The 13,355-nt window shown below is 52.0% G+C and carries 7 protein-coding genes and 2 rRNA genes (1 of these 9 running past the window's edge); all 9 read right to left on the reverse strand.

Features of this window, described 5'->3' with window-relative positions; all coding sequences use genetic code 11:
* Positions 1-10: 10 nt before the first annotated feature.
* Positions 11-2,248: an autotransporter outer membrane beta-barrel domain-containing protein gene (locus ACGG9R_RS09445; RefSeq protein ID WP_390154366.1), complete on the reverse strand. Its 2,238-nt coding sequence runs from the start codon at positions 2,246-2,248 to the stop codon at positions 11-13.
* A 321-nt stretch (positions 2,249-2,569) separates the two neighbouring features.
* The gene (gene yfbR / locus ACGG9R_RS09450) at positions 2,570-3,157 is read right to left on the reverse strand and encodes a 5'-deoxynucleotidase (RefSeq protein ID WP_390154369.1); all 588 of its coding nucleotides are present in this window, start codon (positions 3,155-3,157) and stop codon (positions 2,570-2,572) included.
* Positions 3,154-3,963 carry a bifunctional hydroxymethylpyrimidine kinase/phosphomethylpyrimidine kinase gene (thiD, locus tag ACGG9R_RS09455; protein WP_390154372.1) on the reverse strand — a complete coding sequence of 270 codons (810 nt, stop codon included), beginning with the start codon at positions 3,961-3,963 and terminating at the stop codon, positions 3,154-3,156. The genes yfbR and thiD overlap by 4 nt, the downstream gene beginning before the upstream one ends.
* 532 nt (positions 3,964-4,495) lie before the next feature.
* Positions 4,496-4,966, reverse strand: coding sequence for a histidine phosphatase family protein (locus ACGG9R_RS09460; protein WP_055237561.1), 471 nt, complete (start codon positions 4,964-4,966; stop codon positions 4,496-4,498).
* 119 nt (positions 4,967-5,085) lie between these two features.
* A complete protein-coding gene (locus tag ACGG9R_RS09465) occupies positions 5,086-5,766 on the reverse strand; it encodes a hypothetical protein (RefSeq protein WP_322350591.1) in 681 nt (226 codons plus the stop codon).
* Positions 5,756-7,234, reverse strand: coding sequence for a DUF2157 domain-containing protein (locus tag ACGG9R_RS09470; RefSeq protein WP_390154376.1), 1,479 nt, complete (start codon positions 7,232-7,234; stop codon positions 5,756-5,758). Before ACGG9R_RS09470 ends, ACGG9R_RS09465 begins: the two co-directional genes overlap by 11 nt.
* Before the next feature lie 425 nt (positions 7,235-7,659).
* Complete coding sequence (locus tag ACGG9R_RS09475; RefSeq protein WP_390154379.1) at positions 7,660-10,005, reverse strand: autotransporter outer membrane beta-barrel domain-containing protein; 2,346 nt, start codon at positions 10,003-10,005, stop codon at positions 7,660-7,662.
* A gap of 1,650 nt (positions 10,006-11,655) precedes the next feature.
* Positions 11,656-11,772: ribosomal RNA gene (rrf, locus tag ACGG9R_RS09480) — 5S ribosomal RNA — on the reverse strand.
* Positions 11,773-11,857: 85 nt separating this feature from the next.
* Positions 11,858-13,355: ribosomal RNA gene (locus ACGG9R_RS09485) — 23S ribosomal RNA — on the reverse strand; it runs 1,428 nt beyond the window's last position.

The following is a 13,355-nucleotide window of genomic DNA, read 5'->3' on the forward strand; positions in this document are numbered from 1 at the left end:
CGCTCTTTCTTTAGAAGGAGTAGCGCACCCCTGCATTCCACTGCCACGGCGTATCGACATCGCCGCCTGCGGTGGTTTCTACATCCAGATAGAAATGGGTATCATGACCGAGGTCAAGGTTCGTGCCGACACCGAATTCCCACCAGCCGCCGCCGAGGTCGGTCTTGAAGGAGGTCGCTGCTCCGTTCTTAGACATCGTCACGGAGGTGTCGCCCTGGAAATCATAGAGGTAGGACGCACGGACGTATACATTGCCCTGCTTGATATCCTTGCCGAGCGAGAAGCCGAGACGTCCGACGAGGCTGTCCATGCTGTCCTGATGGACGGATGCCCCATTCTTCGTCATGAAGTCTGCCGAGGAGACTCTGCCGTAGGTCAGTTCCGCCTGCGGTTCGATCCAGTAGCTTTCCTGATGGAAACGCTTGCCGTATTCCGCGGAGAAGGAGAGACCATTCGTGCTGTAGTCGCCGCTGCCTACACCGCCATTCACGTCGAAGTCATTCTTCATGTGTGCATACTTCGCAATGAGGTCGATGAAGCTGCCGTCATCTCGAAGGTTGCTGCCGTATACGGCAAAGCCGGTGTGCTTATTCGTACCGCTGCCATTGGTATAGCTGCTGTCCCCGTCGGTATAGGTGAAGGCGCCGCCCACGATCCAGTCATCGGAAATCTTGCTGTCGTAACCGAGCTGGTAGTAGTTGTACTGGTTCTTGATGCCCTGCTGTCCATACTTAGACTGACCGCGCGCCATACGAGCCCAGATGCCCTGATTGCCTTCGCTTGCGCGTACTTCACCGAGACGTTTATTCATATCGTTGTTTTCCTGACGCCAGGTCATGAGGGAGAGGTTCGCCATGCTGCTGACCGCCTGGTTATGCTGCTGAATGGCTCTCTTGACCGTCGAGGCATCGATCTTGCCATCAGTAACCTTGGCAAACATTTTGCCGGCGATGATGCCATCCTGTGTCTCCACTTCATCGGAAGCTGTTTTATCCCCCACTTTAGCCGTGGCAGCAAGATCTTCTAGTGTGGCTTTGCCCGCTAGGATCTTGTCGCCGATCTCGCCCGAGCCTTCGACTTTGAGCTTAGCACCTTCTGCTTTGTCACCGATCGTCAGCTTATTCTGTAACGATGCTGTTGTTACTGTACCATTGCCTTCGTATGTATTGACCTTTACGTTTTGCTTGCTGCCCTGCAGGTTAACTGTACTATCTGCCAATTTAATGGTGTCAATATTGACTTTATTGGCATCTTTGGTCACATTGACCGCAGCCCCATTTTCTGCAACGACATGATTGGCAAAGCTATCTCCCGTCACATTCCACTGCGCCCCATCAGAGAAGTTCAAAGTCAGACCTGTAGCATTACCATAATACGTTGGTGCATCAGATAATTCTATCGATGTAGTTTTCCCAAACTCCTGATACGCTCTCCCTGTCCACTGAGAGCCTTCACCAGCGAAATTGATATTCAATGTAGCATCAATCTTATTGCCGCTGTTATGACCGTTTCCTCCCTCTTCATTGGGCGTACCGAAGTTAATGTCCCCATTGATTACCGTTTTATGCTTACCACCCGCATTGATATTCGTTGTAGAAAAACCACGAACACCCAATGCATCTGTTGGCGCATCAATAGTGACATCCCCATTCATAGTCAATTGACCATTAGAAAATATCCCTAATCCTGTATCATTACTGGATATGTGAATGCGATCTGCATTGATCGTCATCTTTGCTGCATCAGATGGAATCGGCTGAGTGACTCCATCATACTGTGTATTATTTCCTACATTGATAGCTATGGCACGTTCACCGGATACCGAAATGTCAAGATCTTTAGCGGTTACTGTAACTGTACTTCCTTGACCATTAGACATTAATCCGATGACCTGCCCCTTCAATCCTTTATAGGAATTATCCCCTTTGAGAGTAATTGACTTCGTTTCACTATCTCCAAGAATCAATTCATTTCCGTTATAAGCATCAGCCACCCACACGTTCTGATTCTTGTTGGAAGTCGACTCAATATCAATAGTTTTAGTTGTAATTGAAATTGTTCGGCTTTCGCCAACGCTATCAGTATCCACCGCATATGGTTCATTCACATTTTTCCAAACAAAAGACTCCCCCGTATGCTCTCCTGCAGAAATAACGCCGTTTCCTGCTGCCGACACGCTTCCCCACGCGCCACAGCTGAGAGCCATCACGATACCAGCGGCAATGAGTTTCTTTGTTTCTTTCTTCATACCTATCCCTCCCGAATATGACCATGATAAAAGTAAAAATAAACTCCTTTTCATGTTATTAGGATAGCATTACCCCCCCCGTTAGTAAAGTGTTAAAGCATATTTTTACAAATTTCTATAGAAATCGATGCATCCATGACAATAACGCATGTTTGAGAGCTTGGAGACCGTAAGACAAAGAGACATGAGACTTAAAGACATCAGACATCAGATATCTGATGTCTCTCATCCGCTCCCCACAGTCTCTAAATCTAATGTCTTCCAGTCTCTCAGTCTCTTAGTCTCCCACAACAAAAAAGAGCCGCCCGCAAGGGGCTGCTCTTACTGATTCTGATTCAGTTGATCCAGCGTCTTCTCGAAGCTCTTGGCGAAACGCGCGAGAAACCAGTCGACCTCTTTCATATGAAGGTCTTCGAGTTTTTTTCGTGTCGTGCGATAGGCTTCTTGAAATTCCGGATTTCCATCGCGGACTTCTTCGGCGCATTTAAGGAAGGCGGAGAGGGTATCGGCGGCTTTGGCAAGGGGCCAGAGGGGATCCTGCTCAAGGGTGACGAGATAGGATGCGTAGCTTTCCTGCAGTTCTTCGGGGAGTGTCGCGAGGAGTTTCTTCCTGGCTTCTATCTCGATCTCCTCATACTTTTCGTGGAGGCCGGGGGTGAAGTATTTCACAGGTGTCGGGAGGTCGCCGGTGAAGACTTCGCTGGCATCATGGTAGAGGGCGAGCATGGCGCAGTGCTCGGGATCTGTCGGCTCATGGAAGATGTCTTGCCGGATGAGGGCGAGGGCGTGGGCGATCATGGCAGTCTGGAGAGTGTGCTCGGCGTCATTTTCGGGGATGGTGCTGCGCATGAGACCCCAGCGGGCGATGTATTTCAGGCGCGACATGTAGGCAAAGAAGGGATAGCTCATTTCATCCTCCCCCATGTATCTCCATAAAACCAGAAATGATGGACGGGGCCATGGCCGTGACCGACGGAGTCTGTCTTCGCACGCGCGATGGCGCCGGTGAGGTAATCCTTGGCGGCCTCTATGGCGCCTTCGAGAGGAAGGCCTTTGGCAAGGCTTGCCGCGATGGCGCTTGAAAGTGTGCAGCCTGTACCGTGGGTATTTTTCGTGTCAATGCGCTCTCCGGGGTAGGTGATGAAGTCTTTGCCGTCATAAAGAAGGTCATCGGCGTCCATGATGTGATGGCCACCCTTGATGAGGACGGCTTCGCAGCCGAAGGTCATGAGTATTTCAGCCGCTTTTCGGCGGTCCGACTCGCTCGTGATGGATATGCCGGAGAGGACCTCGGCTTCGGGGATGTTCGGCGTGATGAGCGCCGCCAGGGGGATGAGCTTTTCTTTATAGAGTGCGATGGCATCATCTTCGAGCAGTTTGTCTCCGCTGGTGGCGACCATGACAGGGTCGACGATGAGAGGTGCGCTTCGGTGATTTCCAAGGAAATCAGAAACCGTATCCACGATGGCTGCTGTCCCGAGCATGCCTGTCTTGACGGCGTCAGGTGCTATGTCATCGTAGATGGCTTCGAGCTGGGCTTTGACCAAGGAGATCGGAGTATTCACGACCATGCTGACCCCCTTCGTATTCTGCGCTGTCAGGGCGCAGATGCAGCTCATGCCGTAGGTGCCGAGGGCGGCAAAGGTCTTCAGGTCTGCTTGGATACCGGCTCCGCCGGAGGAGTCAGAGCCTGCGATGGTGAGTAGTTTTTTCATAGGTACCTCCTTGGAAATAGTTAACTGCTTACAGTGGGCGATCAGCAGTCAGTGGATCAGCTCACATCGTTTTTCATGCCGCTACATGGGATATATCCTGCTCCGTTATCATGCCAATCCGCTTACCTGCAATATGCGACTATCATCAGACGCGTTCGCCCTTGGAGAAGAGGGAACGAGTTTAAGAACTGTCTCATATGGCAAGAAAACGTCCAGTATGCTAACTGAGTAGACCCTTGGAGAAGGGCCGCGCCAAAGGCGCAGGATGGATCCTCGAAGCGGTAGGGTGACTTATGAGAAGGTCTAAAAAAAGAGAAAGAAGAATCTGCTACGCAGATTTGTGCCTCGATGAGGCACATCCATCCCGGCCTTTGGCCGCCCCCTTCTCTAAGGGGGAACGCGTTTAAGAACTGTCTCTTATGGCAAAAAAACGTCCAGTATGCTAACTGAGTAGACCCTTAGAGAAGGGCCGCACCAAAGGCGCAGGATGGATTCTCGGTGCGGTAGGGTGACTTATGAGTCGGATCCCCAATTATTCTTTCTTCATCAGTTTCAGCGACGGTGTAAAGTAGCCGACGAGTTTCCCCTGCCGCCAGCGGAGGTCGTAATCGATGACAGCGATACCGGCGAGATCAAATTTCACTGCCGCACTACAGGAGGAGAGCAGGTAGGACTGCAGGAAAGGATGGTGGGATACGAGCGCGATGGGACTACCGTCGGAGATCAGATGATTCAGCACCATCTGCCAGTTCGAGGAGAGAAGCTCTTCGGCGGTATGGATCTCCTCGGCAAAGCACTCTTCGGCGAGGATCCCCGCCGTCTGGCGCGTGCGCTGGTAGGGGCTGGTAAAGATACGGATGGGATTGTCCTTCAGAAATTTGCTGAGGATGCGCGCACTTTTTCGTGCCTGACGCATGCCTTTCGGCGTCAGGGAACGATTTTTATTGGCGATATCTTCTGTCTCCGGCTCTGCTTCGCCGTGACGCATAAGGATGATGTACATAGATGGCCTCCTTGGTAATGATCATAAATGAGACTCGAAGACGAGAAGACGATAGACCGAGCGCCCGCCAAGTCCGAAAGCATGAATCTAAGGTCTGAAGTCTGATATCTCCCAGTCTCTTAGTCTCGCTGCGTTTTCTCTTCTTTATTGATCCTCGTACTATACTGATCTCTTTCTTTAGCGCTTTTCGCATAGGTCACATTGATATTTTTTCCGACCGTGGTGAAGGTCTGCTCGACGGGCGAACCATTGGCGAGGACCTTCGCAATGACTGCGCGGCCATCCTTGATATGGATCAGTGCCGAGAGCTCATTTTTCCTATGAGTCTCCGTGGTCTTTTTTTGTTCATTCTTCACCTGTACACGTTCGGAGAGCTCGACGATCGAGAGCTTGGCGAGTTGCTCAGGCGACATGTACATCCTGTCGGCAGGGAAATGGAAATGCACCATGCCGTCGATGTACGACAGTACGCGAGTGATGAGGTAGTCCCCACCGGGACGGGTATCCTGCGCCCCGGTGATCTCCATCATACCATCGGCATTCCTGGTGAGCGCGAGATAAATCTCCTCTCCTTTCTCCGGTACCTGCTGCCCGTGCCACGGAGCTTCGGTGAGAGGCACTGTCACGGGAAGATAATTTCTTTCATAGAAATCCCCCTTGAAATCGATTGCCGCAGGGACCTGATACTCTGCCCCATCGATCATCGTACTGCGATATTCGCCGCGGATCCAGACAAGGCTCGTAAGCTCTACGACTGCCGCCGCCGCAAGGAGAATGAGAGACAGCTTCTTATTCAGCATGGTCGTCCTCCTTTTCTTCCTCTGCGGGAACCACTTTTCGTTTCCTCTTCGCAGGCAGGTACAGCAGGAAACAGACTGCGCCGGAGAGCAATCCGACCATCAGGAAAAAAAGCCCGCGCTCAGAGAGCGACAGCGCGGAATCCATCACACGGATCACGCCGTCCGCTGCCAGAAGCGCGACACCGCCCCAACGCTGCATCGGACGATCCATCTGCACGCCGCGGGCAATGACGGCAACCGAAAGGATCGCGCAGAAAATAGAGACCACCGTCGCAGAGAACGCCCCGGAGGATTCGAAGATCGCGATCATCGCCGAGACCGCCATGATGAAAGGCGTAAGCCCCGCAAGGATCGAGAGCCACTCCTTCTTGACCGCCATACGCACGATAAGCACCGCATCCGCAGCAAGGAAGAGCAGGAAAAGGAACCACAGTGCGTAGCTCCCCGACACATCTGCCCAGACTGCCCCATACGAGCCTTCGAGCAGCACCGCAAAGACCGCGATCCCACCGAAGAAGCGGAGCGCTGCCGCGCCTACGCCATAGGAGCGGAAAGCTCCTCCCGCCATCCATGTAAGCGACGCCGCAAGCGAAAAGAAAAGCGTCTGCCACAGCATATTTCCCGCCGACCAGAAGATCAAAAGGAGAATGCCGACCGCCCAGACCCAGGAGAAGCACACGACAGCGCGGTCACGATGCTCCCGCAGCAAATGCACCAGCATCACGAGCGCCGTCAGCATGTAGATCCATGAAAGGAACTCCGGCCAGCCGCGCACCGGCGCCGTATAGAAGACCCCCACGGACACGATCATATACAAGATGCCGGACGCCGCCGAGCTTGTCACGAGCGTCAGCACCAAAAGCAGCAAACCGCAAAGCGAAAGACCCACGTAGAGATCATCCGTCAGCTTGAAAGAATCCGCCACCATCCAGAAAGCAGCGAGAATGCTCACACCGTGGAATGCAGCAGCCGATTCGCGCAGGAAGACAGGCATACGGTGATGCCACGTCTTCGCCGGCTCCAGATGCTCCTCCTCCATGAGCGCTCCCCATAGCTCAGCCTTTTTGCCGATGCGCTGCGCTCTTTCCAGACTCCCTGCCGAGTCTGACACCTCATCGAGCACCCCCGACGCGCCAAAGGGCATCGCTGTCCCTTTCACTGCGACCGGATCATCAGGGATCCTCCGATCCAACAGCACCATGGTTGCCACGAAGAGAAGCGAGACCAGCAAAGGAACGAGCGCCAGCAGAAACCGCTCATCCTGCGTGAGCCCACTCCACAGACCTGCTCCCAGAAATCCCAGCCCGCCCAAAAGGCAGACCAGCGCCATCACAAAGAAGGCCTCCTTGTACGGCCCCGGTTTCCCCTTCCGGTACCGGGCCAGCAGCACCTTCCCCTCTTCTTCACTGATGAGCTTCTCTTTCACCCATGCGGGCACCTCGCGCTTCAGCCAGTGCCTGTTTGTCATACTATCACTCCTACGATCGGACTTTTTATCATAAAATCAAAACGCCGCGCCTAGGGAAACACTGATTAAATCGTTGTCAGATTTTATTCTTGAATTTTTATACATGACGAGGAATAGCCTGACGCGAATAGCGAGCTATTTAAGGAAGGCTATGACGAAGTCATGTATAAAAATTCTTGTAGAATCTGACTCTGCGATTGAATCAGCGTTTCCCTAGAAATGCAGTGGCATTCACTGCTTTTATTGTATACAACAATGGATGAAAAAGCTAGAGAAACACAGATGAAATCCCACGGCAAGAACAAAACGGGAGGGCATCGCCCGATCGCAGAAAAAGCACCAGCCATAAAGGCTGATGCTTTTTTAGAAAGATCATGATCACATGCAAGGCATGGAGAGAGACCTCCATACCATCACCTATTTCATTAGAAAGAAAGACGCACACCCGCATTCCACTGCCACGGGGTATCGACCTTTCCGCCTTCCGTTCTTTCCACATCGAAGTAGAAATGCATATCCTTACCGAAATTCAGATTCGTACCGACACCGAATTCCCACCAGCTGCCACCGAGATCCTGATCATAGGTATCAGAAGCCACGCCATTGCTCATGCGCATAGCCACATCACCCTTGAAATCGTAGAGGTAGGACGCGCGGACATAGACATTGCCCGCTTTGACATCCTTGCCCAGCGAGAATCCGAGGCGGCCGACAAGGCTGTCCAGACTGTCCTGATGAACCTTCGCCCCTTCCGAGGTGGTGAAATCTGCCGAAGAGACCTTGCCATAGGTCAGCTCAGCCTGCGGTTCGATCCAGAAGCCATCCTGCTGGAAACGCTTGCCATATTCCGCAGACAGCGCATACCCATTCGTGCTGTACTCGCCGATACCGACGCCACCGATGGTATCGAAATCATTCTTCATGTGAGCATACTTGGCGATGAGATCGATGAAGCTGCCATCATCGCGCAGGTTGCTGCCATACACAGCAAAACCCGTATTCTTATTTGTACCGCTGCCGCCGACCAGATTGTTTTCACCATCGGTATAGGTGAAGGCGCCGCCCAAGATCCAGTCATCCGCGATCTTGTGGTCATAGCCCAGCTGATAGTAATTGTACTGGTTCTTCACGCCCTGCGAGCCGTACTTCGCTTCGCCGCGGCTCATGCGCGCCCAGATGCCCTGCTCGCCCTGGCTGTCACGGATCTCGCCAAGACGCTTGTTCATATCATTGTTTTCCTGACGCCAGGTCATGAGAGAAAGTGCACCGAGCTTGCTGATGGAAAGGTTCGTCTGGTTCTGGGATTTCACTTCATTGACGACATGGCCGTTTGCGTCCACCTGTGCGTAATACTCCCCTGCGATCACTCCGGCATCCGCCTTGAGGCTCTTTGCGATAGATTTGCCATCTTTATTGACAGCTACACCAGCCAGCTTCTGCGCAAGCGTGCTGTCGCCGGCGATCAGATCCGCAATATTGCCGGCTCCTTTGATGGTGATATTTGCATCCGTCGCATTCTCTGCCTTGAGCTTATTATTGAGGCTGTTCGTCGCGATCGTACCGTTGCCGGAGAGCTTCTTTGTGACATTGACCGTCTGCTGATCACCCGCAAGGTCAATCGTAGCGTCATTCAGTGTCACGTTCTGCATATTCGCCGTCTTGACATCGCGTCCGACATGGATCACGCTGTCACTCGAAGCATTGACATCATTGACAAAGCTGTCGTCCGTCATGTTCCACGAAGCACCGTCAGCCATAGTGAGCTTAAAGCCTGTGACATTACCCGGTGTCCCATCCTTACCGGCATTCGTTGTCATATCTGTTACATGCTGCCATTCCGTATCCGATGCATGATCTTTATATTGCTGATAGGCACTGCCCGTCCAGGATGAATCCTTCCCTGTCAGATTTACATTGACATTGGCATCAATAAGTTTGCCACTATTAGCTCCATTCCCTGGACCTGGAGTCCATGGCGTTTCAAAAACGATGTCCCCGTTCAATACGGTGGAGTGGTTTCCCTCTGTATTGATGTTCGTCGTGGAGTGACCGCGTACATCCAGTGCATTCTTCGCATTGACTGTGAGATTGCCCTTGATATTCATCTGTCCGTTTGACCAGGAAGCGATCCCGACACCGTTACTTGTAACAGTTATCTTGTCTGCATCAATAGCAACACGCGAAGCATTGTCAGGTGCTTTATCCTTCTCTGTATTATTCTGTACCTGCAGAGCAGCAGCCTCCTCTCCCGTCGCTGTCACAGACACAGAGTCCCCCTTAATATGGATGCTGCTGCCTGGAGCACGCGAGAATACGCCAATAGCATCCTTACTGCTTGCACTGATGGAAACGTCCTTCGCCGTGATATCGATTTTACTGCCAGGATTCTCGTCCGCAACGACAGCTACCGCCTTCTTCATTCCGGTATTGACAGCTTTGATGCTGATCTTTTCGGCATTATCATTCCCCAGAGTCACCTGACCACCATCCCACGCAGTGACAGCATATATACTGTAGTCATCATCTTTACCTTGGGAGACGATATCAATGTTATCCCCCGTCACTTTAATGTTTGTACCTGGGTCATAAGTAACGATACCAAAGCCTTTATCATTATTTTTAAGGATAAAGCTTTCATCTGTTATCGTAGCTGTTTGGCTAAATACTTTATCTGTATATTCCAGCGCCCATACGCTTTGGCTTGCCCCCAAAGCACACGCAGCCAATAAACCGCACATCACATTTCTTGCCAAGACAGTTTTCTTCATCATGAGACTCGTCCTTTCTTTCTAAAACAGAAATGATAAAACAACTCTCTATCGCAACCATTAGATACTCCTAGCGACAGTGTACCCCCCCCCCCCCCGGCTATATTGTCAAATTTCGATATATCTATACCAATTCCGCATCCAGGTCTGCCCTATCCGCTCCCCAAGCACCGTCATCCCGAGCGCAGCCGAGGGATCTTTATTGCACTGCCGCCATATACACACATGCGCCCTCACTCAAACGATACCTTGGTGCTTCCTTTTTCGCCTTTCCCTCACCCACGGTTTACCGGTCTGCAGGAAGGATCCCTCCACTTCGGTCGGGATGACGTTTAAGGGAAACGGGTAATCTCACATAGTTTTTTACACCGCTACGTGGATCCATCCTGCGCCTTTGGCGCGCCCCTTCTCTAAGGGGCTACTCGTATCGTAATATAACACCGCTAGTTCCAAAACACGCAACATATCTCCCAGATAAGAGCCCATCCGCTCCCCCGTATCGTCATCCTGAGCGGACGAAATCGCTCTAAGTGTGAAAACCCCCAGCCAAAACAGGTAAGGACTGAGTCGAAGGATCTCATACCACGCATGTGAAACGATTCCTTCCCTCGTATCGTAGGAGTGACTAGTGACTGGTGACTTAAATGCCACTTCCGGGCATCACCCCAATAAAGAAAAGGCGGCGAAGTCGCTACCATACAAGCCTTCCCCGCGTGGGGAAGGGGGACCGCGTCAGCGGCGCTCGAGTGCTTTCGTTAGCTGCACAAATGCGCCTCTCCTTCCCCTATACTACCATCTGCCTTTCATACCATAGTCATCCTATCCGCCCCTGCGGGGCACCTTCCCCTAGAGGGGAAGGCTACGATACGAGAATACCACCCTAAAAAAAAGGCGGCACACCCCCCTTATGAACCTATCCGCTCCCCAAGCACCGTCATCCCGAGCGAAGCCGAGGGATCTTTATTGCACTGCCGCCATATGCACACATGTGCCCTCACTCAAACGACACCTTGGTGCTTCCTTTTTCGCCTTTCCCTCGCTCACGATTTACCGCTCTGCAAGAAGGATCCCTCCACTTCGGTCGGGATGACGTTTAAGGAAAACGGATAGCCTTACATAGTCTTTCACACCGCTTCGTGGATCCATCCTGCGCCTTTGGCGCGGCCCTTCTCCAAGAGCCTACTCGTATCGTTGTTATAACTGGTAACCCGTGACTTGACTGCTACTTTCGGGCATCGCCCAATAAAAAAAGGCGGCGAAGCCGCCACCCCGTGAGACTACCCGCTCCCCCCGTATCGTCATCCTGAGCGGAGGAAAACGCCCTATGCGTGAAAAGCCCCAGCCAAAACAGGTGAGGACTGAGCCGAAGGATCTCATGCCACACATGTGAGACGATCCACTCCCTCGTATCGTAGGAGTGACTAGTGACTGGTGACTTAAATACCACTTTCGAGCATCGCCCAATAAAAAAGGCGGCGAAGCCGCTACCTCAACCTTGAACCTTGAACCAAATGAAGGCAAGCAAAAAGCACATCTTTGCAGATGTGCTTTCATGTTAATCAGCGGCTTGTTCCTCCCGGCGATTCCAGCCAACCAAGAATGTAAGACAAAGCAAAAAGGACCAACCATTTACATGATTGATCCTTTTTAGTTAATCAGCAGCTTCCTATCCTCCCGGGCCGCTTCCAGCCAAGTACTTTCGGCGTTTGTGAGCTTAACTACCGTGTTCGGCATGGGTACGGGTGTATCCTCACAGCTATCGCCACTGAATCGTTGAGAGTGTCTGTTCTCTCAAAACTATATAGAAGAAAAGTTTTCCGAAGGGCTCTCGCCACTTGGTCGCGCTTGTGAAATTCAAGTTAAGACCTCGACCTATTAGTACTGCGTCGCTCCAACCCTTACGGGCCTTCCACTCACAGCCTATCAACCTCATCGTCTTTAAGGGGTCTTACTCATTGCTGATGAGAAGTCTCATCTCGGGACGGGCTTCACGCTTAGATGCTTTCAGCGTTTATCCTTTCCGGATGCGGCTTTCCAGCCGTGCCACTGGCGTGACAACTGGTACACCGTTGATCCGTCCACTCCGGTCCTCTCGTACTAGGAGCAGCCTCCCTCAAACTTCTTGCGCCCGCGATGGATATGAACCAAACTGTCTCACGACGTTTTGAACCCAGCTCGCGTACCACTTTAATGGGCGAACAGCCCAACCCTTGGAACCTACTCCAGCTCCAGGATGTGATGAGCCGACATCGAGGTGCCAAACCTCCCCGTCGATATGAACTCTTGGGAGAGATTAGCCTGTTATCCCCAGGGTAGCTTTTATCCGTTGAGCGATGGCCTTTCCACACAGTACCACCGGATCACTAAGCCCGACTTTCGTCTCTGCTCGACTTGTCTGTCTCGCAGTCAAGCTCCCTTCTGCCTTTGCACTCTTCGGTCGGTTTCTGTCCGACCTGAGGGAACCTTTGGGCGCCTCCGTTACTCTTTCGGAGGCGACCGCCCCAGTCAAACCGCCTACCTGAGATGGTCCACGAGGTTGTTAGCCTCCGTGTTAGAATCTCAGCAATACAAGGGTGGTATCCCAACATCGACTCAGTATAAGCCAAAGCCCATACTTCAAAGTCTCCCACCTATCCTGTGCATGCATCACCGAGATTCAATCTCAAGCTGCAGTGAAGCTCCATGGGGTCTTTCTGTCCAGTCGCGGGTAACCTGCATCTTCACAGGTATTTCAATTTCACCGGGCCCCTCGTTGAGACAGTGCCCAAATCATTACGCCTTTCATGCGGGTCGGAACTTACCCGACAAGGAATTTCGCTACCTTAGGACCGTTATAGTTACGGCCGCCGTTCACTGGGGCTTCAGTTCAATGCTTCGATTGCTCTGACATCTCTCCTTAACCTTCCAGCACCGGGCAGGCGTCAGCACCTATACTTCAGCTTTCGCTTTCGCAGGCACCTGTGTTTTTGGTAAACAGTTGCTTGGGCCTCTTTTCTGCCACCTTGTTCTGTTCCAGGGGTTTCTCCCTTTCGCTTACTTAAGGTCATCCTTCTCCCTAAGTTACGGATGCAATTTGCCGAGTTCCTTAACGAGGGTTTTCCCGCGCACCTTAGGATTCTCTCCCCGCCTACCTGTGTCGGTTTACGGTACGGGCGGATACTTTCTCACTAGAAGTTTTTCTTGGCAGTGTAGGATCTATGAGTTCGTCATACTTTCGTATAACTCCCCATCGTGTCTCTGCTTTTAGAATCAGGGATTTGCCTCCGATTCAACATACGCACTTGGACGCGCTCTTCCAGTCGCGCGATCATATGCCTTTCTGCGTCGCTCCATCGCTCAAACGATTGTATCCG

Origin of the sequence: Dialister sp. i34-0019-2H8 (assembly GCF_042846925.1) — a bacterium.
Classification (GTDB): Bacteria; Bacillota; Negativicutes; order Veillonellales; family Dialisteraceae; genus Dialister.